The sequence below is a fragment of the Peribacillus sp. FSL E2-0159 genome (assembly GCF_038643155.1).
GTDB lineage: Bacteria > Bacillota > Bacilli > Bacillales > DSM-1321 > Peribacillus > Peribacillus simplex.
This window is the reverse complement of sequence record NZ_CP152053.1, coordinates 5,582,049-5,606,459: the sequence shown is the minus strand read 5'-3', so window position 1 is coordinate 5,606,459 and position 24,411 is coordinate 5,582,049. Positions and strand designations below refer to the sequence as shown.

General features: G+C 41.3%; 22 protein-coding genes. 20 read left to right on the top strand and 2 right to left on the bottom strand.

The window, feature by feature from the left end; genetic code table 11:
• From nuoN to spoIID, 5 genes are all read left to right on the top strand, one after another.
• Positions 1 to 1,527 carry an NADH-quinone oxidoreductase subunit NuoN gene (gene nuoN / locus NYE63_RS27410; protein ID WP_342603534.1) on the top strand — a complete coding sequence of 509 codons (1,527 nt, stop codon included), beginning with the start codon at positions 1 to 3 and terminating at the stop codon, positions 1,525 to 1,527.
• Between the two features lie 149 nt (positions 1,528 to 1,676).
• Positions 1,677 to 1,919, top strand: coding sequence for a DUF1146 family protein (locus tag NYE63_RS27405; RefSeq protein ID WP_192207241.1), 243 nt, complete (start codon positions 1,677 to 1,679; stop codon positions 1,917 to 1,919).
• A 157-nt stretch (positions 1,920 to 2,076) separates the two neighbouring features.
• On the top strand, positions 2,077 to 2,826 hold the full coding sequence (locus tag NYE63_RS27400) for a YwmB family TATA-box binding protein (protein ID WP_342603533.1): 750 nt from the start codon (positions 2,077 to 2,079) through the stop codon (positions 2,824 to 2,826).
• A gap of 32 nt (positions 2,827 to 2,858) precedes the next feature.
• Entirely contained in the window at positions 2,859 to 4,160 is a 1,302-nt protein-coding gene (murA, locus tag NYE63_RS27395; RefSeq protein ID WP_034315774.1) for a UDP-N-acetylglucosamine 1-carboxyvinyltransferase, read from the top strand.
• Positions 4,161 to 4,363: 203 nt separating this feature from the next.
• Positions 4,364 to 5,401, top strand: coding sequence for a stage II sporulation protein D (gene spoIID, locus NYE63_RS27390; protein ID WP_342603532.1), 1,038 nt, complete (start codon positions 4,364 to 4,366; stop codon positions 5,399 to 5,401).
• Positions 5,402 to 5,421: 20 nt separating this feature from the next.
• On the opposite strand, the gene NYE63_RS27385 is transcribed toward spoIID, so the two are convergent.
• Positions 5,422 to 5,847 (bottom strand): VanZ family protein, encoded by a 426-nt coding sequence (locus NYE63_RS27385; RefSeq protein WP_342603531.1) that lies wholly within the window; start codon positions 5,845 to 5,847, stop codon positions 5,422 to 5,424.
• 152 nt (positions 5,848 to 5,999) lie between these two features.
• On the opposite strand from NYE63_RS27385, the gene NYE63_RS27380 reads away from it, so the two are divergent.
• From NYE63_RS27380 to NYE63_RS27345, 8 genes are all read left to right on the top strand, one after another.
• Positions 6,000 to 6,938, top strand: a complete 939-nt coding sequence (locus NYE63_RS27380; RefSeq protein WP_342603530.1) for a peptidoglycan DD-metalloendopeptidase family protein — start codon at positions 6,000 to 6,002, stop codon at positions 6,936 to 6,938.
• A gap of 435 nt (positions 6,939 to 7,373) precedes the next feature.
• Positions 7,374 to 7,646: a sporulation transcriptional regulator SpoIIID gene (gene spoIIID, locus NYE63_RS27375; RefSeq protein ID WP_034315767.1), complete on the top strand. Its 273-nt coding sequence runs from the start codon at positions 7,374 to 7,376 to the stop codon at positions 7,644 to 7,646.
• Between the two features lie 308 nt (positions 7,647 to 7,954).
• A complete protein-coding gene (locus NYE63_RS27370; RefSeq protein ID WP_214744185.1) occupies positions 7,955 to 8,956 on the top strand; it encodes a rod shape-determining protein in 1,002 nt (333 codons plus the stop codon).
• Between the two features lie 279 nt (positions 8,957 to 9,235).
• Entirely contained in the window at positions 9,236 to 10,075 is an 840-nt protein-coding gene (locus NYE63_RS27365) for a flagellar hook-basal body protein (RefSeq protein ID WP_342603529.1), read from the top strand.
• 52 nt (positions 10,076 to 10,127) lie between these two features.
• Entirely contained in the window at positions 10,128 to 10,970 is an 843-nt protein-coding gene (locus tag NYE63_RS27360; RefSeq protein ID WP_342603528.1) for a flagellar hook-basal body protein, read from the top strand.
• Between the two features lie 168 nt (positions 10,971 to 11,138).
• Positions 11,139 to 11,393 carry a DNA-directed RNA polymerase subunit beta gene (locus NYE63_RS27355; RefSeq protein WP_342603527.1) on the top strand — a complete coding sequence of 85 codons (255 nt, stop codon included), beginning with the start codon at positions 11,139 to 11,141 and terminating at the stop codon, positions 11,391 to 11,393.
• 127 nt (positions 11,394 to 11,520) lie between these two features.
• Complete coding sequence (gene fabZ, locus NYE63_RS27350; RefSeq protein WP_034315755.1) at positions 11,521 to 11,949, top strand: 3-hydroxyacyl-ACP dehydratase FabZ; 429 nt, start codon at positions 11,521 to 11,523, stop codon at positions 11,947 to 11,949.
• Between the two features lie 310 nt (positions 11,950 to 12,259).
• Positions 12,260 to 12,550: a hypothetical protein gene (locus tag NYE63_RS27345; protein WP_342603526.1), complete on the top strand. Its 291-nt coding sequence runs from the start codon at positions 12,260 to 12,262 to the stop codon at positions 12,548 to 12,550.
• A 116-nt stretch (positions 12,551 to 12,666) separates the two neighbouring features.
• On the opposite strand, the gene NYE63_RS27340 is transcribed toward NYE63_RS27345, so the two are convergent.
• On the bottom strand, positions 12,667 to 13,101 hold the full coding sequence (locus NYE63_RS27340) for a YwpF family protein (protein WP_342603525.1): 435 nt from the start codon (positions 13,099 to 13,101) through the stop codon (positions 12,667 to 12,669).
• A gap of 358 nt (positions 13,102 to 13,459) precedes the next feature.
• On the opposite strand from NYE63_RS27340, the gene ssb reads away from it, so the two are divergent.
• From ssb to NYE63_RS27305, 7 genes are all read left to right on the top strand, one after another.
• Positions 13,460 to 13,822 carry a single-stranded DNA-binding protein gene (gene ssb / locus NYE63_RS27335; RefSeq protein ID WP_342603524.1) on the top strand — a complete coding sequence of 121 codons (363 nt, stop codon included), beginning with the start codon at positions 13,460 to 13,462 and terminating at the stop codon, positions 13,820 to 13,822.
• 547 nt (positions 13,823 to 14,369) lie between these two features.
• Positions 14,370 to 15,374, top strand: a complete 1,005-nt coding sequence (locus NYE63_RS27330) for an ABC transporter ATP-binding protein (RefSeq protein WP_342603523.1) — start codon at positions 14,370 to 14,372, stop codon at positions 15,372 to 15,374.
• The gene (locus tag NYE63_RS27325; RefSeq protein ID WP_342603522.1) at positions 15,355 to 16,323 is read left to right on the top strand and encodes a dipeptide ABC transporter ATP-binding protein; all 969 of its coding nucleotides are present in this window, start codon (positions 15,355 to 15,357) and stop codon (positions 16,321 to 16,323) included. Before NYE63_RS27330 ends, NYE63_RS27325 begins: the two co-directional genes overlap by 20 nt.
• A 42-nt stretch (positions 16,324 to 16,365) precedes the next feature.
• A complete protein-coding gene (locus NYE63_RS27320; protein ID WP_342603521.1) occupies positions 16,366 to 17,982 on the top strand; it encodes an ABC transporter substrate-binding protein in 1,617 nt (538 codons plus the stop codon).
• Positions 17,983 to 18,097: 115 nt separating this feature from the next.
• Complete coding sequence (locus NYE63_RS27315; protein WP_148358361.1) at positions 18,098 to 19,102, top strand: ABC transporter permease; 1,005 nt, start codon at positions 18,098 to 18,100, stop codon at positions 19,100 to 19,102.
• 12 nt (positions 19,103 to 19,114) lie between these two features.
• Positions 19,115 to 20,017: an ABC transporter permease gene (locus NYE63_RS27310; RefSeq protein WP_063235671.1), complete on the top strand. Its 903-nt coding sequence runs from the start codon at positions 19,115 to 19,117 to the stop codon at positions 20,015 to 20,017.
• Positions 20,018 to 20,222: 205 nt separating this feature from the next.
• Entirely contained in the window at positions 20,223 to 23,960 is a 3,738-nt protein-coding gene (locus NYE63_RS27305) for a S8 family serine peptidase (RefSeq protein WP_342603520.1), read from the top strand.
• Positions 23,961 to 24,411 lie beyond the last annotated feature (451 nt).

Genomic DNA, 24,411 nt, shown 5'->3' with positions numbered 1-24,411 from the left:
ATGGATTTGAACACAATGCTTTCTTATAATTGGGGAGCGATGATGCCGGAATTCATCATCCTTGGAACGGCCATGATTCTTTCGTTATTGGATTTATTCTGGCCGAAGCACTTTAATCGGAGAAGACTGGCATGGCTGGCGCTAACCGGAATCATTTTGTCATGTTTGTCACTGATTAGCCTGCTATCCTTTGAGACAGTCAGTATCTTATCAGATACGTTTCGTTTAGATTCATTTGCAAAAGCTTTTAAGCTGCTGCTATTATTCGGAGCAGCCCTAATCATCCTTCTGGCTGAAGGATATGAACCGCAAGAGGGGCTGCGGGAGCACCGGGGGGAATTTTATTATCTGTTCCTGACAGCTTTGCTGGGGGCGATGGTCATGTCCTCAAGCGGAGATTTGATAACCCTGTTCGTTGGACTGGAACTTCTTTCACTTTCATCTTATATATTAGTCGGAATACGTAAGCATGATCGGAAGTCCAACGAAGCGTCCATGAAGTATGTGATAAACGGAGGCATTTCCACAGCCATCACTTTATTTGGGATGAGCTATTTATATGGAGTGACCGGTTCCGTCAATCTAGGCGAAATGAGCCGGACGATGGCTGCGATGACGGACGGCCAGCTGCAATACATTATGGGCCTCGCTTTCTTCATGGTATTTGTCGGTGTATCCTTCAAGATAGCTGCCGCTCCATTTCATATGTGGGCGCCGGATGTCTATGAGGGGGCACCGACACCGGTCGCAGCCTTTTTGAGTGTAATTTCGAAAATGGCGGGTTTCGTCATCATCCTGCGCATTTTTCTTTCGTTGTTCCTAACAGCTTCCGGTGATACCTTCGGAGCGCTCGACTTTTTGGAAAAAAATAATATCTATATAGCTTCATTGGCAGGGCTTACGATCATCATTGGAAATGTGGTTGCGTTAAGGCAGCAAAATTTAAAACGATTGTTCGCCTATTCAAGCATCGCTCATGCGGGTTACCTGCTTGTAGCGGTGGCAACCTTGGGCGGGGGGTATTTCCTGCTGGATACTGTCTGGTTTTACCTAATGGCTTATGTATTAATGAATATCGGTGTATTTGCAGTCATTCAGCTGCTCTCCAGTCAAAGTGGGTCAGAAGATATTAGCATTCTTGCAGGACTGGGGAAGAAATCACCGTATCTTGCCATGGCATTCACTGTATTCATTTTGTCGCTTGCCGGTATTCCCGGGACGACAGGTTTCATTGGCAAACTCAATATTTTTCTAGGAACATTCATAACGGAGCCAGGACATTTTGTCCTTGCGGGAATCATGATTGCAGGTACCATTGTGTCCTATGTGTATTATTTCGGATTATTGGTGCAGGTCTTTTTCCGGCCCATTCATTCAGAGAAGGCCATTAAAATTCGTCCGGGTCTTTACACCGTGTTGATCATTTGCGTAATAGGCACCATACTTTTCGGGGTGGCGCCAAATATTGCCTTTGATTTTATTCATGATCAATTTGGCGAATTTACAGACTTTATTTCGAGTAAATGATATAATGCCTGTATCAGAGGCTTGTTCCATTGGATCAAGCCTCTATTTACAGTTTTAAAAAGATATTTTGTAATTCTTCCTTTTAAATTCCAAATATGATGGGGTTTTGTGTTAGAATAGAATTTGGGTGTCTTTTAGGAGGTATGTACATGTTTTCAGCAATGGGACAGCAGGCTTTAACGGGAATAATTGCACACTTGTTTTTCATCGCAGTTACCTGGTGGGCTTTACAGGCATTACATTTTGATAAAATGTTAAGATCCAATTCGGTCATCAAGGCCAGGGTTTTATATATTTTATTAACGGTTGCCATCGGTTCAGCTGTAAGTAATTTCTTCCTTGACTACCTGGGATTTGCAAACCAACTCCCGTATATGTTTAGTAATGACTGATAAGCTGTAAGACTTTTCTTATAGCAAAATATGATTCTACTCTTGTATTCGCCATGCTTCCTGCCAGTTTAAGGGGAAGATGTCACCAATTGTCGGAAAACTCGAAGTATGATCTCTCTCTTTATGGAAAGAATGTGTAACAGGGGAGGGATTTAACATGTATTTTTTAAATAAAAAAATGTTAACATACATAGTATTTCTCGGTTTGATGGTGATTTTAATTGGGAATAGTACGATTGTGGCAGAAAATAAACCAGATATAGTTAAATTGGTTGGACTGTTACAAAACGATAAAGATTTAGACATAGGGGATTGGTCTGTACTCACTAGAGAAATAAATAAAGAGATTACAACTAAACAAGAGTTTGAAAGCGAAGTTACAGCTTTAAAACGAAAATACCCTCAATTTCAATGGCACCGGAAAGATGATGCTTCCGGCTGGAAGGCTGAGGCGTTAACTTACAATGTCGATTCAGGTCTGACCGAGTCTATCAAAATAATGACAACGGAAGAGAAATTTGATAAGGTTACCTATGTTATTTACGAAGTGAAGGGGAAAAAGTGGAAGAAATCCAATGCGGCATTTTTTACTGCTACGTTCCAAAACAGGGTGAATGACCTATTTATAGGGACTCCTTCAATTTTTTCTTGTATTAAAGGGTCTATCAATGATAATATGGATTCGGTTTTAAACTCTAAAACTGAAGACCTGTTAGATATGTTCCAAGCAAGGGAAATTGAGAGTGTGCACGAAACAAACTTTACATCTATATCTGCACATTCAACATTGTTTAAACAACCTTTGACAAAAGAAAAATTAAATTTGCAGTTTGGGCTACGGACAGAAGGATTGGGTGACCGAACGAACTTTGTAGTTGGCACACCAATCATAACGTTTGAATATTAATATAGAGAAAATGGACGCGGAGGGGAATACTTTTGGAAAAAATCATCGTCCGCGGCGGAAAAAGGCTTAGCGGGACAGTTAAAGTAGAAGGTGCTAAAAACGCCGTTTTGCCAGTTATCGCTGCAACATTATTAGCAAGTGATGGGAAAAGTATCATTAAAGATGTTCCTACGCTCTCCGATGTATATACAATCAATGAAGTATTGCGCAACTTAAATGCAGATGTTGCCTTTCATGACAATCAAGTAACTGTAGATGCATCAAGAGAGTTATTAGAAGAAGCACCATTTGAATATGTACGTAAAATGAGAGCTTCCGTTTTAGTGATGGGCTCATTACTAGCAAGGAATGGCCGGGCCCGCGTTGCTCTTCCTGGTGGCTGTGCCATCGGATCACGTCCTATCGACCAGCATTTAAAGGGCTTTGAAGCGATGGGAGCAAAAGTGAAGGTCGGCAATGGTTTCATTGATGCCGAAGTAGAAGGCAGACTTAAGGGTGCAAGAGTATATCTTGACTTCCCGAGTGTGGGTGCCACTGAAAACATCATGATGGCAGCAACACTTGCTGAAGGTATAACTATTCTTGAAAATGTGGCCAAAGAGCCTGAAATTGTAGATCTTGCGAATCTCCTTAATAAAATGGGTGCCAAAGTCAGAGGTGCCGGTACTGGTACGATGAGAATCGAAGGTGTCGATAAATTATATGGCACTGAACATACGATTATACCTGACCGTATCGAAGCTGGTACATTCATGACTGCGGCCGCTCTTACTGGTGGCAATGTTCTTGTTCAAGGAGCTGTACCTGAACACCTTACTTCCCTTATTGCTAAAATGGAGGAAATGGGCGTTAAAATTCTTGAAGAAGAAGATGGATTACGCGTTATCGGTCCAAAAACCTTGAAGGCCATTGATATTAAAACAATGCCGCATCCTGGTTTCCCGACTGATATGCAATCGCAAATGATGGCATTATTACTGCGTGCTGAAGGAACAAGTATGATAACGGAGACCGTTTTCGAGAACCGTTTTATGCATGTTGAGGAATTCCGTCGCATGAATGCCAATATTAAAATAGAAGGTCGTTCCGTTATCGTTAATGGACCAACTAACATTCAAGGTGCTGAAGTAGCTGCAACAGATTTACGTGCCGCGGCAGCGCTCATCTTGACTGGATTGGTTGCAGATGGCATTACACGTGTTACAGAATTGAAGCATCTTGACAGAGGATACGTGAATTTCCATGGTAAATTGGCATCTCTAGGTGCTGATGTGGAACGTATTAACGAAGATGTACCTGCTGAAACAAAAAAAATTGCAGATTTAAACGCATAAAAAAGCTTATAAAACCATTCACGTTCGAGTCATTGAACCGTGAATGGTTTTTTTTGTCTTGTTCCGAATTCATCGCCTACAGTTAATTAGTTGTCGTTTTTCTATTCATAAATGCTTGTCCTTCGACATACATTTGTTATGTAAAGATACCTGCTGGATACGATTATACGGCAGAGAAAACAAGTGTAGGGAGGCTCAGGAATTTGAAAGCAATCAAACCGATGATCGTACTATTCATAGCAGTAGCATTCGTAATTATCATGATTCCAGCAGTGCTTGTGCTTCCATTTTCAAATGATAAGACAAGTGGGCAGTTGACCGAACAATTAGAAAAGAAAGTGAAGAATGAAGGTAAAGAGGTAGCTGCAAATGAAATGAGTTCCGTAGAAGTTGCCGTTTACCGCACATCTGCAAAAAAGATTGAAAAACTGCCGATTGAATCGTACTTGACTGGTGTGGTTGCAGCTGAAATGCCAGCAGATTTTGAAGAAGAAGCGCTGAAGGCACAAGCATTGACAGCGAGAACCTACATTGTCAATCAGCTCATAAGCGAAAGTCGATTAGGCTTGCCGGATGGTGCCGATGTAAGCGATACGGTCATGCACCAAGTTTATAAGAATAATGATGAGCTGAAAAAACAGTGGGGCTCTGATTATAAATCGAAGATACAAAAAATTAACAAGGCCATAAAAGAAACAGCGGGTCAAATCTTAACCTATGAAGGAAAACCGATTACAGCCACTTTTTTTTCTACAAGCAATGGCTACACGGAGAATTCCGAGGACTATTGGCAAGCTGATTTTCCTTATTTAAAAAGTGTATCCAGTCCGTGGGATAAAGAAGAATCACCAAAATTTTATAATAAAGTTGTAGTCGATACTGCAGATTTTGAAAAAAAACTGGGTGTAAGTCTTTCTTCGGGAACCTCGATAGGGACTGTCATTGAAAGAACATCAGGTAATCGCGTAGGTGTAGTGGAAATCGGAGGAAAGAAAATGACAGGAAAACAGATTCGTGAGAAACTCGGGCTGACATCATCCGATTTTGACTGGGAGCGACAAGGTAACCAGATTGTCATCACGACAAAAGGATCCGGACACGGAGTTGGAATGAGTCAATACGGTGCTAATGGCATGGCCAGGGAAGGGAAAACCTATGAAGACATCGTGAAATATTATTATAAAGGCGTCAAAGTTCAGTCTTCAAGTAAGTGGCTGAATACGATGACGGCAAAAAAATGAGAGATGGGAATCCCCATCTCTCATTTTTTTGCGCTTAATTTTTCTATAATGGTCAAAAAGCCCCGTTCACGCTTGAAATAATGATATTGGACATGAAAATAGACTGCAGCTACTCCTATGATATCTTTTATGAGGTCTATTAAGGTAGAGGAGCGGTATGGGACGAAAGATTGGTGGTATTCATCAATAACTCCGTAAAGGCAAGCTACTATGGCCGCCAACAGGCTTAAACCAGGCTTCAGTTTTTGGTTTGCAGCAAGGGCGGAAACTAATAATATATACAAAAGGGCAAATTCGACCAGATGAAGTGCCTCTTTGATAAATCGGTCAATTGAGGATGAGGGAAGATCAAGAATCATATCATCGGGGTTGCTCGACATTATCCAAATGGCAATCATATATAGAAAAGGCAATAACGTTAACACAAGTTTAAAAGCTTTTTTCATGATTTAAACATCCTTCAACAGTAAGATACCAAACATTTTACCATTCTACGAATAAAATCGGTTTCATTTCCACAAAATAAATCTAAAAAAAATTTTTCCTGAATGTATATAATCTTAACAAAATGTTCAGAATGATTGCTGAGGTGATTAATATGAGAGAGGAAGAAAAGAAACCAACTTCCACAATCCGACGTATACTAAAACAACGTTGGGCATTATCAGCAATCTATATCGCAAGTGCAGCCATAATCTTAGCCGCGGCCTTCTTATTACAAAATAGTTTTGATGATTCAGCTAAAGATGGCAAAGAGGAATCAGCTGAAACAGGAAAAAACTATGATCAGCCTTCTGTAGAGGTTAATAGTAATCTTGAGACAATCAAGATGCCTGTAGCCGATGCAGACAAATCGGTTATCAAGAAACAGTTTTATGATGTGAATGCGGATGAAAAGGCACAAGAAGAAGCATTGGTTTTCTACAACAATAGATATGAGCAAAACAAAGGTATAGACATTGCAATGGAAGATGGAAAGTCTTTCGATGTAAAAGCTTCCCTAAGTGGAAATGTAACGAAAGTTCAAGATGATGCATTACTTGGAAATTTAGTTGAAGTAGAGCATGAAGATGGCGTGGTTACTCGTTATCAATCTGTTAAGGACATTAAGGTTGCAGTTGGTGACAAAGTGAAACAAGGACAAGCAATTGCTACAGCTGGAAAAAGCCAAATCAATGAAGAGGCTGGCGTACATGTCCACTTCGAAATCAGAAAAGATAACATTGCGTTAAACCCACTTGATTTTGTTGATAAACAAGCTTCTGCGATTCAATCAGCAACTGAAACCGAAGGCAGCGAACTTGAAGATTCAGCTAATAAAGAAGAAACACCTGCAGTCGAAGGATCTGAAGCTGATAAAGAAGAAACACCTGCAGTCGAAGAATCTGAAACTGGCACGGAAGAAGCGCCAGCAGTTGACGAAACTGACGAGAGCACTGATTTAGAGAGTGGCACTGATGAAGAAGGCTCTGTCCCTGGTGAAGATACAACTGAAGAAAGCGATTCCTTAAAAGATTCGTTAAATCAATCTAATTAAGATTAAGATTTTTAATAAAATCAAAACAAAAACCTAGAGCGTTACGAATGACAACAACTGAAAATTTGGTAAAAGGAAGCCGTTCACTTTGAACGGCTTCCTTTTTTTCTTTCGAGGAAATATTGGCCAATATGCTGAAACCTTTGAATTTCTGACAAATTTCTCGGGAAATAATTTGCGCTTTATGAAAATAAACAGATGAAAATCAGAAATAAATCCAAACCTCCTGTCCCATTAGGCATATATTCTTAACCAAGCTAATAAGATGTTATAAACCATGCAAAGAGAGTGTTTGAGGTGAGGAATCGTTTATTACAAATTATCTAATAGGTGAATAATTCTATCTTTCATTGTTTATAGGGCAGCGGTATTCGATTCGAAAAATACGAATCTCATTTCACACTTCTCACATCCAATTTGGGGAGGTCGAGTGGTGTGCACGATTACATCAAAGAAAGAACTATCAAGATAGGAAAGTATATCGTGGAAACTAGAAAAACAGTCCGTGTCATTGCAAAAGAGTTCGGAGTCTCTAAAAGCACAGTGCATAAAGACTTAACTGAGAGGCTGCCAGAAATTAATCCTGATTTGGCTAACGAAGTGAAGGATATATTGGATTATCATAAATCCATTCGTCACCTTAGAGGTGGAGAAGCGACAAAATTAAAATATAAACGTTCTGAAAGAGAAGAAGAAATCGTTAAATGATACTTGAATCTTTCCGGCAATTGGAAGTGAATCGGGCAATCGGGGAATGAATAAGGGGACATGAAAGTGAGTGTCAGCTTTTTTCTTAACCTTGATTGCGGTTCCATGCCGGGATTTTTTTGTGGGAAAATACGGAAAGGTAGTACATAAGGCATCGATTTTTTTTACAAATTGGCAAAATAGGAAAAAATAGTCTATATTAGTGTTTATTTATAATTCATACTTACTTGTGTCAATGCAATATGGTAAAATAAACAATTAGGACAGAAGTAGGTTATATGTGAGGATATTCAAGGAGGATTTAAGAAATGTTTGCTAGAGATATTGGGATAGATCTTGGAACAGCCAATGTTCTTATACATGTCAAAGGTAAAGGAATTGTGTTAAATGAGCCTTCGGTAGTTGCGATTGATAAGAATACGAACCGTGTTCTTGCCGTCGGGGAAGAAGCTCGTAAAATGGTAGGCCGTACTCCAGGAAACATCATCGCAATTCGTCCTTTAAAAGACGGTGTCATTGCGGATTTTGATGTAACAGAATCGATGCTTAAGCATTTTATCAATACATTGAATGTGAAAGGCTTCCTTTCAAAGCCTAGAATTTTAATCTGCTGCCCGACTAACATAACAAGTGTCGAACAAAAGGCGATTAAAGAAGCTGCCGAAAAAAGCGGCGGGAAGAAAGTATTTCTTGAAGAAGAACCAAAAGTGGCTGCAATCGGTGCTGGTATGGATATTTTTCAACCAAGCGGTAATATGGTCGTAGACATTGGCGGGGGTACAACGGATATTGCCGTTCTTTCAATGGGGGATATCGTTACATCTTCTTCTATTAAAATGGCCGGTGACAAATTCGATAATGAAATTTTACATTATATCAAGCGGAAGTATAAGCTCCTGATTGGTGAACGTACAGCGGAAAACATTAAAATCCAAGTTGCAACCGTCTTCCCTGGATCTCGTAATGAAGTCATCGATATCCGTGGACGTGATATGGTATCGGGATTGCCTAGAACCATTTCAGTCAATTCGGAAGAAATTGAGGAAGCTCTTCGCGAACAGGTTTCCATCATTGTACAAGCTGCAAAAAGCGTACTTGAGCGGACGCCTCCGGAACTTTCTGCTGATATCATTGACCGCGGCGTCATTTTAACAGGTGGGGGAGCATTGCTTCACGGTATTGATTTACTCCTTGCTGAAGAACTTAAGGTCCCAGTACTCGTTGCCGAGCAGCCAATGGATTGTGTAGCAATCGGAACTGGTATCATGCTTGATAATATGGATAAATTGCCACGGCACAAATTCAACTAAAAAGCGGATGGAATTCCGCATCATAAGATAGGGGTCTAAGGTTCAGACAAACGTGAAGCATAGTGAAAGTGCGTGCAGTTCTAGTACAGATGAGCAATAGGCCCTCTTCTTTTAGTCAAGAATTTAACACCATTCCTTTAAATCTGACCTAGCCTACGATATAGACAAATTCTTCTGCCTAATGCTTTTCCCTTTCCTTAAGATACTGATGTTCATGACCGATAAGATAAATATGAGAACTTGAACGGGGTAAGTTATGTAGATTGAGGAGGGAAGAAGATGTTAAGAGGTTTTTATACGGCTGCTTCCGGGATGCTTACACAACAAAGGCGCACAGAATTGCTCACAAACAATATGTCCAATGCGAATACAACAGGGTATAAAGCGGATCAAATGAGTGTAAGGTCTTTTCCGGAAATGCTTATCAGCAACATAGGTGATAAAACGGTTCCTACGGAGAACAAATTGAGCATGTCTAGCATATCCCAGGTTGGGGGGCTCAGTACGGGGGTTTACGTACAGGAGGCGAATCCTTTATTTACCCAAGGCACATTGGAGGAAACCCAGCTCAATACGGATATTTCCTTGGTTGATGAAAATCTTCCGATCAATGAAGAAATGGGCCGGCAAGGGTCGGTGTTTTTTACTGTCCAGGATGGTGATGGTGCTATCCGATATACGCGTAACGGCAGTTTCACCCTGGATGGTCAAGGTTATCTGACTACGGCTTCTGGTCATTATGTATTGAACGAAAATAATGAAAAAATCAAGCTTGATAGCGATCAGTTCACAGTAGCGGAAAACGGTGTTATTTTAGAAGGGAATGTTCAAACGGCACGTATGGGCATCGGTTATTCAGACGATCCGTCATTTCAGCTCATAAAGGATGGGGAAGGCCTATATAAGGCTGTGAGTGATGGTGATTTACCTAGCGCATACGCGGCTGCAGATGTCGGTTTTTCTACTAAGCAAGGCTTTCTTGAAGGCTCCAATGTTGACCAATCGAGAACGATGACAGAAATGATGTCGGCATACCGCTCTTTTGAAGCGAGTCAGAAGGTTCTTCAAGCCTATGATAAAAGTTTGGATAAAGCGGTCAATGAAGTTGGCAGGCTTTAATTGAAATGTAGAAAAATGATTTTGGGAATTTGAACATGTAAGGGGAAAAACCATGAATCGGACGATGATGACGGCGACGAATACGCTGAACCAACTTCAAAGTAAAATCGACCAAATAAGTAATAATATTGCGAATGTGGACACGACTGCCTACAAAAAGACCCAAACGAGTTTCAATGACTTATTGACTCAGAGTTTCAATAATCAACCGAGTGAGACCAAGGAAAAAGGAAGGTTGACCACACCTGGCATCCGGCAGGGAACAGGTGCTATGATAAGCCAATCTCAATTGGTGCTTTCTCAGGGAGCCTTAAAGACGACGGACCGCAATCTTGATGCTGCATTCATCCGGGAGGGCCAATTCTTCACCGTAAGCGTTCAGGACGATAATGGAGTCAATACAAGGTTTACAAGGGATGGTGCCTTTTATTTATCTCCTAATGCTAACGACAAAATGATGCTCGTTACCTCTGCTGGACATAAAGTCCTTGATGAAAATGGTGAACCGATCCTTATTGAGGGAAATATTAAAGATATAAAGATTTCGGAAAATGGCTTATTGATAGTGGATACGGAAGAATATGGCGAAAAGAGTTTTGGGCTCGGAATCGTCTCGGTAAAGAAACCGCAGTTTCTTGAGCGGCTAGGAGGAAATTTACTTGGCCTGCCGGAAACCATCAATGCCTTGGGTGTAACTGAAGACGATATCATGACTTCATTAACTGGGGATTCCCGCAACCAGGCAGCAGTCCGTCAAGGCACTCTGGAGGCCTCAAATGTCGATCTTTCCAAAGAAATGACGGAACTAATCAATGTTCAGCGGTCTTACCAATTTCAATCCCGGGCGGTAACTATGGCTGATCAAATGAACGGATTAGTCAATGGAATCCGTTAAAGTATCTGGTAAATAAAATGTCTCCCTGCGGAATTAGAGCAAATCGGTTATAATGAATTCATAACAAAGAGAATCATTCGTGCCGACCATTTTGCATAGCTGCTGAATTTCTGGTGTATAGGGAAAATCAGTCGGCGAGTTTTCTTAAAAGGAGCTTTCACATTCTATATGGAACAAAATCGTGTAATGAAACAACAAATTGAAGAAGAGATAAAGGAAGTTGAGACGAAACCGAATCGTAGAATCAAGGTCCGTCTTTTGCCAATTTGGCTTCGTGTACTCATTGTTATCGGATTGATTTTCATTGCTGTATTATCTGGGGCACTATTAGGATACAGTGTGATTGGTGGAGGGAATGCTATGGATGTTTTCCATAAATCCACATGGACCCATATTATTGATATAGTGAACAAGGGCGCGTAGTTCCATGTTTTTTGAGGTAGTTGCTGTCGTTATCGGATTTATATTACATGGCAACTACGCCTCTGTCTTCATGACAGGGGCGAGTTTACGTTATGTTTGAAATATTTAAGTCATAGGAGGAACAAGTATGCTTGATATCACACAAATAAAGGAAATTATCCCGCATCGTTACCCATTCTTATTAGTCGACCGGATCATAGAAATAGACGAAGGGAAAAGAGCGGTTGGATTGAAGAATGTCTCAGCAAATGAAGAATTCTTTAATGGTCATTTCCCCGATTATCCAGTAATGCCTGGTGTTTTAATTGTAGAGGCATTAGCGCAAGTTGGCGCTGTAGCCGTTTTGAAACAAGAAGAATACAAAGGACGGCTTGCATTTTTCGCTGGGATTGATAATTGCCGCTTTAAAAAGCAAGTTAAACCAGGTGATCAGCTGCGTCTGGAAGTGGAAATAGTGCGTATGAGAGGGTCAATGGGTAAAGGGAAAGCAGTGGCAACGGTAGATGGAGAAACAGCATGTGAAGCCGATATCATGTTTGCTTTTGGTGACAAATAAGAAGTGCATTCATTTTCCTTGAAAGGGAGATAGAATATTTTAATTATATTTCTCGAAAAATGGTTTAAGGAATCGTGAAGCGGTGTATATATAAAGCACTGCATTGCTTTTTAAAAGCAAGAGCGGTTTTTAGAACTTTCTATTCTCCCTTTGAATGCCGGACATTTTAAATGTCCGGCAATTTTTTATGATTAAGTTCCAATAAATACGAGCTAAGCGAATTTTCTTTTTAATTTTAAAATAGGACGCAAGTTATTTTCACATTCGGGCAAAATAGCTAATGATAAAGAAAGAAGGGAGGTTGCCAAAAATGATGAAGAAAATTTTTGCACTAATTGGGGGATCTTTATTATCTATTATGTTCCTTGCTGGATGTGGAACTGATGATAATGACAACAATCCCGCACCAGAAGATGATAACAACATCATTGAAGATGATAACAATGATGTAGATGATAACAACGGCACGGATGATAACGACATGAATGATAACGATGATGGAGTGCTTGACAACGACGATAATAAAGTTGATGATAACGTCGATAATGATGCGGATGACTTGATTGAAGACAATGATAAAAAAGGCGACGACAATAAGTAATTAGCACAGAATGGTAAAGACTGGCTTAGATAAGAAGAGGATTAATATCCTTATTCGTCTAAGTCAGTCTTTTTTATGTGCATTCGATTAGGGAATGGGAATTAAGGGAAGGGTTTTTATTTATTAGTTGCTAATTTAGGCTTTGAGCGGATTTTTTGCTTGAACTCTTTTAATAATTCATCGCCGGATAGACCTTTTTGAACTAAATCTTCAAGAAGGAGTTCTGCATATTTGCTCCGTGTTTTTTGGATGTGACCAACGAATAAAAGGCTATAATGGTTACCCACTTTTCTTATTGTGCGTAAAACAGTGTGAAACAAAGCCGGTTCATTGTCCTTTTTGGTAATAACGGCCTGGATATACACCTCTCCGTCAATCTTGGGAAGTGAGGATTCAAGCTCCTTGAAATGGTTTTCTTCTACAAAGGCTTCCAATAACCATGTTCTAGCGTCGTTTTCTTTATTTATAATCAGTCCATCTGTTAATGCAATATCAATCAAGTTTAAATTCTCAGTAACAATTTGCAACGTGATCAATTTAAATGATTTCATCTAATTCCTCCGTTTCTTGCCAGAAGAGCGGTAATTACCTCTCTTAATCGTAAATTTTGAAATGTACATATCGATTAATCCTTTTAAAGGTAATTATATCATACTAAAAAAAAGTCTCTTAATGAAATGAAAACCCAACATTTGTCTAAATTATGAAGGATAGAATAAAAATTTGCAAAATATTTAATTTTGTTAACTATTCGTTTTTCAACTGATCTTAATCGATAAAAAATGATTTTGCATCCATTCAAACGGTTTTTTATGAAGAAAAAGTGTGTAATAAGGCCATTTCCTTCATTTTTTAATCGATGGAAGAAAGAGTATGATTAAAGCATATTAAAGAGGAAGGAGTGAAAAAATGATTAACCAAGTTACCCTCGTCGGCAGGCTTACGAAGGATCCCGAATTAAGATACACACCCGATGGCAAGGCTGTTTCCAATATCACGTTAGCAGTCAACCGGAACTTCCGTAATACTGTCGGTAACTATGAGGCAGACTTTGTACAGTGTATCATATGGAAAAAGTCGGCTGAAAATACTGCTCAATATTGTAAAAAAGGTGCCATAATCGGCATAACTGGCAGAATACAAACAAGGAGATACGAAAATCAGGAAGGTAAATATGTATATGTAACTGAAGTGGTCGCCGAGAGGGTTCAATTCATTGGGTCTAAACAAACTGATGTTAAGCCCAAGGATTTTGAACATATTGGTTTATAGTGATACGTTGGGTTAGGTATGATAGCTTGCCTATACGGACTGAAGCAAGATTGTTTTAAAGGATATGTAAGAGTGAAATAATCTTAGTGATTTATTCCGTCATGCGGTGAAGGCCAATGTTAATACTTCTAATAATGAATATTAGGACGGATTCATTTGATGCTAAATCAATTGGAAACACAAAAAAAGTATTTATATGACCATAATGAAAAATAAATCCAAAGAATTTCAGCACTATTTAATAAAACTTGATAGTAGTATATATAATTCATTTTCATCCATTTATTCCCCAAAGCTAATATAGCTTTTTCCCCGCTAGAAACCCCGATTTACCCTCAATAAAATCGAGATATCTGATTTCCCCCTTGTATTGACTGCAAATAAGCAGTCTTTTTTTTTGTGCCAAAATGTGTGTAAATAGAAAAAATAAAAAAATAATTCTGTTAAATTAGAATTTTTAGAAAATATATTGTAATATTTTAATTTTGATGCAATAATAAACCCAATAATATAATTGGAAAAAAAGTTATATATAGGAAGTGATTTGATGGACGAACCAATTATTAAGGTGAATGGGCTGCGAACCAGTTTTCGTACTGACGATGGGGTGATTCCTGTCGTGAATTCAATCGATTTTCACGTCAATCCTGGTGAGGTTTTAGGGATTGTAGGAGAATCGGGATGCGGAAAAAGCGTAACTTCTCTGTCCATCATGGGTCTGGTTTCTTCACCGGCTGGTAAGGTGGAGGGGGAAATCCTTTTTAAAGGAGAGAACATCGCAAATGCCTCTGAAGCGAAAATGAGAAAAATTCGCGGGAATGATATAGCGATGATATTTCAGGAACCGATGACAAGCTTGAATCCTGTGTTCACTATTGGCGAGCAGTTGATCGAGACGCTTCGGATACATAAAAAATGGAACAAAAAACAGGCACGCCATAGAGCGGTTGAAATGCTGAAGCTGGTTGGGCTTGGCCGTGCCGAGGAATTGCTCAAAGAATATCCGCATCAGCTTTCAGGCGGAATGAGACAAAGGGTAATGATAGCAATGGCCATGATTTGTGAGCCGAAACTCCTTATAGCAGATGAACCGACAACGGCTTTGGATGTGACGATCCAGGCACAAATCCTAGAGTTAATGAAGAATTTAAATAAAGAAACCGACACGGCAATCATGATGATTACCCATGATCTTGGGGTAGTGGCGCAAATGTGTGAACGTGTCATTGTCATGTATGCAGGCAAGGTAATAGAGGAAGGAAATGTGCAAACGATTTTCCAAAACCCTAAGCATCCTTATACTGTCGGTTTACTTCAGTCGATTCCGGATATGCGAATAAAGAAAGAGCGTCTTTACTCGATACCGGGTAATGTGCCGAAACCTGGGACAAGCAACCTCGGGTGCCAGTTTGCCCCTCGATGCTCCCATGCCATGGAGCAATGTATAAGTGAGACCCCGTCTCTTTTGAAATTCGATGAGGGTCAGCATGTACGCTGCTGGCTGTATGAAGATGGGAAAGGAGCCGCCTTGCATGAATCAAACATTGGTTAAGGTAGAAAACCTAAAGAAGCATTTTCCGATTAAAGGAGGAGTTCTGGGAAAGACCATTGGAGAGGTCAAGGCAGTGGATGGTTTGTCTTTTTCCATTTATAAAGGGGAAACCTTAGGACTTGTCGGTGAAAGCGGTTGCGGAAAGTCTACGACGGGAAGATTATTGCTTCGATTGCTTGAGCCGAGTGAGGGTAATGTTTATTTCGAAGGAAAGGACCTGACGGCTTTATCTTCCAGTGAAATGAGAAAGATGCGGCGTGAAATGCAGATGGTCTTCCAGGACCCATTCGCTTCCCTCAATCCCAGGCATACAATTGAAAAAATATTGGAAGAACCGCTCATCGTTCATGGGGTTAAAGATAAAAAGACGCGAAAGGCCCGTGTACAGGAACTCCTTAAGGTTGTTGGCTTAAGCAGTTACCATGCTAAAAGGTATCCGCATCAATTCAGCGGGGGCCAGCGGCAGCGTATTGGCATCGCGAGGGCACTTGCAGTCAACCCGAAACTGATCATTGCCGATGAGCCGGTATCTGCACTGGATGTGTCGATTCAGGCCCAGGTCTTGAATCTGTTGCAGGATTTGCAGGAAGATTTTGATTTGACCTACTTGTTCATTGCCCATGACCTTGGAGTGGTAAGGCATATCTCCGACCGTGTCGGTGTCATGTATCTTGGACATATAGTTGAATTGACGGAAAGTGAAGGTCTTTATGAAGATCCGCTTCATCCATATACGCAGGCTTTATTATCAGCCGTGCCGATCCCGGATGTGGATTACAAGGGAGATAGGGTAATCCTGCAGGGAGATGTTCCAAGCCCATCAAACCCGCCTGCTGGCTGTCCATTCCATACGAGGTGTCCGAAGGCGATGGCAGAATGCAAAATGGAAAAGCCAATCCTGAATGAACATAAACCTGGTCACTACGTTGCTTGTCATCTATACAATTGACACGACGTATACATAAATTCGCAAATAATAAGGGGGAAGAATATGAAGAAAACATTGGCATTATTGCTGACTGGTATCCTGGCTCTTTCGCTAGCGCTTGCGGGATGCTCCTCGTCTACATCAAAAGAGAAAGATGAGGGTAAAGGGGGTACGAGTGAAGCGAAGGGCGGCGTATTGATATACGGTAAAGGCGGAGATGCTGTCGGTCTTGACCCAGCTATCGTAACCGATGGGGAATCATTCATCGTCACACAGCAGATCTTTGAAACGCTTGTGAAATATGGGGAAGATAATACGGAAATCAATCCAGGTCTTGCAGAATCATGGGAAGTGTCCGATGACGCAAAAACATACACATTCAAATTGAAAACCGGCATCAAGTTCCATGATGGTACGGATTTCAATGCAGATGCGGTCGTAAAAAACTTTCAACGTTGGGCACAAAGTAAGGATGAGGGTAAATTCGCTTACTATGCGTCCATGTTCGGAGGGTTTGAAGGTGATGAGGGCCATGTGATCAAAGAAGTTAAAGCGATCGATGCCAGCACGGTGGAATTCACGTTGAACCGTCCGCAGGCGCCGTTCCTGAAAAACCTTGCCATGCCTACATTTGCAATAGCCAGTCCGGCTGCAATTGAAAAAGAGGGTGACGGCTTCACTAAAAACCCATCTGGTACAGGTCCTTTCAAATTCAAATCATGGAAACCTGGCGATACGATTGAAGTGGTGAAAAACGATGACTATTGGCAAGATGGACTGCCAAAACTTGATGGAATCACGTTTAAGGTCATTAAAGATAACTCTGCACGTTTAAATGCTGCAATCAAGGGTGAAGTCGACCTGATGGACGGGTTGAACCCAAGTGATATCAGTAAAGTTACAGGAGATGAAAAACTGCAAATATTCGAACGGGCATCCATGAACGTCGGGTACTTTGCTTTCAATGTTGAGAAAGCGCCATTCGACAAGAAAGAAGTGCGTCAAGCCATCTCGCATTTGATCAACAAAAAGGAAATTATTGATAATTTTTATGAAGGCACAGCAGAGCCAGCCAAGAATCCTATGCCGCCATCCGTTTCTGGCTACAATGACAAAGTCGAAGACTATGATTATGATGTAGAAAAAGCTAAAGAACTGCTGAAAAAAGCTGGACTTGAAGACGGATTTAAAATGGACCTTTGGGCAATGCCGGTACCGCGCCCATATATGCCAGATGGTCAAAAAGTGGCTGAAGCCATTCAAGCAAGCCTAAAACAGGTCGGTATCGAAGCGAATATCGTTTCGTACGAATGGGCTGCATATTTAGAGAAAGTGCAGGCTGGTGAAGCCCAATCCTTCATGATGGGCTGGACAGGCGATAATGGAGATGCGGATAACTTCCTTTATACGTTATTGGATAAAGATAATATCGGCTCCAACAACTATGCCCGTTATGCAAACGATGAAGTCCATGATCTATTGATCGAAGCTCAGTCAACGGCAGATGAAGCCAAGCGTAATGAGTTATATGGAAAAGCCCAGGAAATCATCCATGATGAAGCACCATGGGTACCACTTGTCCACTCTTTACCGCAGCTAGCCGGATCTAAGACGGTCAAAGGGTTTGTTCCACATCCAACTGGTTCACAATCCCTTGTTAATGTTTCTCTAGAAAATTAACCGTACGAACCGGGTAGTATGGAGTCTTGCATGCTTCCCGGTTTTGTTATGGAATGCATTTCAAAATGATCGAGGGCGCTTCGAAGGACCCTTATTTAAAAGGCGGGTGATTGTTTTGTTTTCCTATACCGTACGACGTTTAGGATCACTCATTCCAGTGTTACTCGGAATGGCGTTTATTGTATTCATGATGATTCGGGCGATTCCCGGAAACCCAGCACAGGTGATTCTAGGGCAGCAAGCAACAGAAGAGGCAGTCGCTGCAATGACAAAGGAACTTGGTCTGGATAAACCTTGGTTCATTCAATTTTGGGATTACTTATCAGGCCTGTTAAAGGGTGATCTGGGTGTATCGTTAAAAACGAATAGTCCGGTTTCGGAAGAAATTGGGCCATACTTAATGGCAACGATAGAGCTGGCATTAATCGCCATGATCATCGCAGTTGTCATAGGTGTGAATGCAGGGATAATATCAGCTTGGTTCCAAAACTCATGGTTTGATTATGTAGCCATGGTGATCGCTTTGATTGGTTTGTCCATGCCTATATTCTGGCTGGGATTAATGGAGCAATACATCATTTCAATTCAATGGGATTTACTTCCGACGACAGGGCGGGACAATATCAGGGATCCCGTTGAGGCCATAACCGGCCTGTATTTGATAGATACACTTATGCAGGGCAGGGTTGATCAATTTTTCGAAGTGATCAAACATCTCATTTTGCCGGGGATTGCGCTTGCGACCATTCCGATGGCCATTATTGCAAGGATGACACGTTCGTCCATGCTGGAAGTTATGAGATCGGATTTCATTCGTACGGCTCGTGCTAAAGGGATGAGAATGTTTTGGGTTGTTTACAAGCACTCCTTTAAGAATGCCCTGATTCCAGTGGTTACGGTTATCGGTCTGCAGACGGGATTACTTTTAGGCGGCGCCATTTTAACAGAAAACATTTTTGGATGGCCGGGTATCGGTACATATATTTATGATGCAATACTATCTCGGGACTATCCAGTGATACAGTCCGGAATTCTCGTCATCGCCTTTTTGTTTGTCATGATTAATCTGGTTGTGGACTTGTTGTATGCAGCGATCGATCCTAGGATTAAGTATAAATAGGGAGGGAAACTCATGCCTGAAATAGCAACGAATACATCGCCAATCCTTCCTCCCAAAGAGGCAGAGGAAAAAGTCATCTCTCCCTGGAAGGAAGGGTGGAAAAGCTTTAGGAAAAATAAGGTAGCCCTTGTTGGTCTGGGGATTGTTACATTTTTCATCTTAATCGCCATCTTCGCGCCCCTTATAGCACCCTATTCATTTGAGGGGCAAAAGCTAAGTGATAAACATTTGGCCCCGTCTGCGGAGCATTGGTTTGGAACGGATGAATTTGGCCGTGATATTTTGAGCCGGGTCATTTATGGCTCGCGCATATCAATAGGGGTCGGCTTCTTATCTGTGGCAGGGTCTGTAGTGGTTGGATCTTTTTTGGGAATCATTGCCGGTTATTACGGCAGGTGGATAGATACGATCATATCGAGGGTCTTTGACATCATTCTGGCCTTTCCAAGTATCTTGCTTGCGATTGCAGTAGTAGCCGTTTTGGGACCTTCCCTTCGCAACGCACTTATTGCCATCGCTATCGTCAATGTCCCGATATTCGGCCGGCTTTTACGTTCACGGGTCTTAACGGTAAAAGAAGAGGAATATGTAACGGCTGCGAAGGCAATTGGAATGGGGGATGGCCGCATTCTCCTCCACCACGTCCTTCCGAATAGCCTTGCACCGATTATCGTTCAAGGTACCTTGGCGATTGCAACTGCCATAATTGAGTGTGCAGCACTCGGCTTTCTCGGTCTCGGTGCACAGCCGCCAGCACCAGAGTGGGGAAAAATGCTTGCCGATTCCAGGGCGTTCATCATTCAAGCACCATGGACGGTTCTTTTCCCTGGTCTTGCGATCATGCTTACGGTACTCGGCTTTAACCTTATGGGGGATGGGCTGCGCGATGCCTTGGATCCAAGAATGAAAAACTAGAAGTAAAAGGGTGATGTTAGTTTAACATCACCATCTTTTTGTCGTTTAGCGAAAATCTATTAAAATATGAAAAATAATAATAAAATCCTAGTTGGAAATAGGAAAATAGTGACTATTACCTCTTAAAATCACCCCAAAAGTTGTGATACTTTTATACTCAGTAAGAATATTCCAAAAATTGATTATTTTAGAGGAGGAAAGTTCATTGATTAAACGTAGCTTGTCCATTCTAGCAATCTTTCTATTAGTATTTACTGCAAGCGTTTCCGCAGCCAAGCTCCCAGATCCCCCGACGGGTTCGGATGGAGCGGGGAAGAAGAATCAAGAAAGTATTATAAAGCTGAAGAAAAATGATTTGGGGAAGAAATACAAAAGCAACGAGAAGGTCAGGGTCATCGTAGAGATGAAGGAAGCCCCGGCAATAGAAACAGCTTCGAAAGAAGGGAAACTTTTTAAACAGCTATCGAAAAATAAGAAACAACAATTAAAGTCCGAAAAGCTAGCTAATCAGAAGAAATTGAAAAAAAAGGTGAAGGAGAAAAAAATAGCTTTCAAGGAACTTGAAAGTTTTACGACAGTTGTCAATGGGTTCAGTGGTGAACTTCAGTATGGTGAAATCAAAAAGGTGGAAGCCATGCCTGAAGTAGCTGAAGTACATATTGCGAATGAATATGAACGTCCTGTAGAAAAACCCGAGATGCTTTATAGTAAAGAACTTGTCCAAGCCCAGGAGGCTTGGCGGGAATATGGATATAAAGGGGAAGGGATGGTCGTCGGGATTATTGATACTGGAATCGACCCATCTCACCGTGATATGGTCCTGAACGACGAGAATAAGGCTGAACTGACTGAAAGTGAAATTAGCGGGATGAAGGAATCTAGCCATCTATTAGGCAATTATTATACGGCGAAGGTTCCTTATGGATACAATTACATGGATGAAAATGAAGAAATCCTTGACCTTGGTGAAGGGGCTTCCATGCATGGAATGCATGTAGCAGGTACGGCTGGTGCCAATGGAGATGAAGAGAATGGCGGCATTAAAGGGGTTGCTCCTGAAGCCCAGCTGCTTGCTTTAAAGGTCTTCGGTAATGATCCCGACATGCAGACAACATGGGGCGATATATATATTAAGGCGATTGACGATGCCATCATCCTTGGGGCGGATGTGCTGAATATGAGCCTCGGCTCCACTGCAGGTTTTGTATCGGCAGAAGATCCGGAGCAGCAGGCGGTATCCAGAGCTGTTGATAATGGGATCCTCATGTCGATTTCAGCAGGAAACTCGGCACACTTTGGAAATGGATTTGCAAACCCATCAGCCTCTAACCCGGATATTGGCGTTTCAGGTTCACCGGGACTTGCTTATGATTCGGTACAAGTGGCATCGGTAGAGAATAACTATATGGATTTGGATGCAGCGACTTATGATATAAACGGACAATCAGGAAAAGCTCCGTTCATGTCGGCTTCAAGTGTACATCCCAATGCATTAACGGTTAAAACACATGACTTAGTGGCTGCAGGTCTTGGGACGCCAGAGGAGCTTTCGAAAGTGGATGTTAAAGGCAAGTTCGCCCTCATCGAACGCGGCACGCTTTCTTTTATAGAAAAAGCGCAAAATGCCCAGGCAGCAGGAGCGACAGGAGTCATTATTTACAATAATGCTGACGGATATATTTCCATGGCCACAGATCCAAGCATCACCATTCCACAGCTGTTCATGTTGAAGTCGGATGGTGCAAAGCTGAAAGCGGCCTTAACGGATGGAGAAAAGGTGAAGATTACCTTTAATGGTGATAAAACAAAAGCTGTAAATCCAGAAGCAGGGAAAATGAGCTCATTCAGTTCATGGGGAGTCGCGCCGAACTTGGATTTCAAACCAGAAATCACTGCTCCGGGCGGACAAATTTATTCGACGCTGAACAACGATGAATATGGGATGATGAGCGGTACTTCGATGGCTGCACCACATGTTTCAGGCGGCTCGGCATTAGTTCTTGAAAGAGTGGATAAAGAATTTAAATTAGACGGATCTGCCCGGGCTAATTTAGCGAAGAACCTGATGATGAATACATCAAAACCATTAACGGATCAGGGTGTCGTCAATAAGGCCCTTGACTGGAAAAACCCTTATTCGCCTCGCAGGCAGGGAGCCGGAGTCATGCAGCTACAGTCCGCATTGTCCACACCTGCTGTCGTGACTGAGGCATTCACGAAAGAAGCAAAGGTTGCAATGAAGGAGATCGGCAATAAGTTCGCTTTTACTTTAAAGGTTGAAAACTTCAGCAACAAAGCAGTCAAGTATGATGTAAAAGGAAATATCCAAACAGACTATGCAATTCAGGGACAACTGGGTTATTCCGCTAATGAGCTGGAAGCGCAGGAAATTAAGAACGCTTCAATTAAAATCAATAATAAAAATACAAATAAGATTACCGTTCCTGCAAAAAAATCGGTTACATTCGAAGTGAAAGTGGACATATCCAATGCAAAAGTACTTGGCGATGACCTTCAGACTCTTGTAGACATTGACAAGGTTTTTCCAAACGGATATTTCGTTGAAGGGTTCATTTCATTGAAGGATCCAGCCGACACGAATCCGGAACTGCATGTCCCATATGTAGGGTTTAAGGGGGAGTGGGACAAGGCCCCGATCCTGGATGGCACTAAATATGACAAAGAGTCTTTCTATGGCATGGCAGGAGGAGTATCGACAGCGGGCGAAGATTTCACTTATCTTGGCTATGACCCTGCGGGAAAAACATTCAATGGCAAAAATATTGCGATTTCCCCAAATGGTGATGGTGCACAGGATGACTTCGTGCCGGTCCTATCATTCTTAAGGAATGCGAAAAAGGTAGAATACAATATATTGAATGGTGAAAACAAATCAATCCGGAAACTTCACACAGAGAATAATGTACGTAAGGACTATTATGATGGCGGACAAGGGACTGCATACACCCTGGATCCTGCACGTAAATGGGACGGTAAAATCAATAATGCACTCGCTAAGGACGGGGTCTATTATTTTGAAATCAAAGCGATGATAGATTACGAGGGTGCAAAATGGCAGAAGTTTAAAATGCCTATCAAAATCGATACGGTAAAGCCGACAGTCAAGATTTCGAAAAAAGGAAATGTATTAACCATCCAAGGTAAGGATAATTTGAATGGTTCAGGACTTGCTTATTACGATGTACAAGTCGATGGAGCATCCATCATGGAAGAACCGCTCCCGGCAAATGCGAAACAATTCACCCTACCTGATGTAAAAGGGGAAAAGGTTCAGGTTGTGGCAATTGACTTTGCAGGTAATGAAAAAACGGCTGAAACCGAATTAGCCAGTGATTCAGCTCCAATCGATAATCATGCACCGGCTGTAAAGATCAAGAGTCCTGAAGCCTTGAGTGTGAACAATAAAAATAAAATCAAAATAACAGGAGAAATTGAAGAAGCGTCGGAAATAAAGGAATTTAAAATCGACAATAAAACGGTACCTGCAACGTATAACAAGACGAATAATAAATATGAATTCTCATATGAAAAGAAATTTGAAGATGGTGTCCAAAGCTTCACGGTTAAAGCAACCGATAAATGGGATAACACGGTTTCCTTTAAACGGACAGTTATGATCGATGCAACAAAGCCAGGTTTAAAAGTTAAAGGTGTTCCGGAAACTGTGGGAGTCAAAGGCAAAAATCCAAAAGTGGACGTGACGGTAGAAGATAATTTTGATGAAATTCGCCTTTACCTGAACGGAAGCGAAGTATTCTATCATGAATTCAAGGAGCCATACAAAATGCGTGCCTATAAGAAGAAGATAGAGGATTTGGAGCTGCCGCTTAAATCAGGCAACAACAAGTTTGAATTTAAGGTGACCGATCTTGCAGGAAATGAATCGAAGAAATCCTTTAACATCAATAAAGCAAAAAAATAACGAAAGGAAGCCCTCTTATCCAAGAGGGCTTCAGTTTGTAGACAAACTCGAAGAAAGCGAGTTTGCCTAAAGTTTTTTTCTTTGAAAAACGTTTCAGCTTATTTCAGAAATCCGCTCCCATTCCGCCGACTGTCTGCCAAGCCTCCTCGCCGCAAGCGTCTGTGGGGTCTCGTCTAGCCAGTTATTCGGCAGGAGTGTCGCAAATTTCTTCAATCTAATGAGGGTTTCATTCCATATAAAAAGGTAAAAATTCATGAAGGATAACCAAGTCTTCCTTTCTAATCATTGTTTGGGGTAATCCATTCCGAACCTCCTTTTGTACGTAGAAAGGCGAGTTTGTCTACAGTATGAGCCCTCTTATCCAAGAGGGCTGTTTTTGCGTAATAAGATTTCCGGATTTTGAATTCTTTCGTGATGATTATGGAGTAGTTTGCTGCGTTTTCACCGTGTT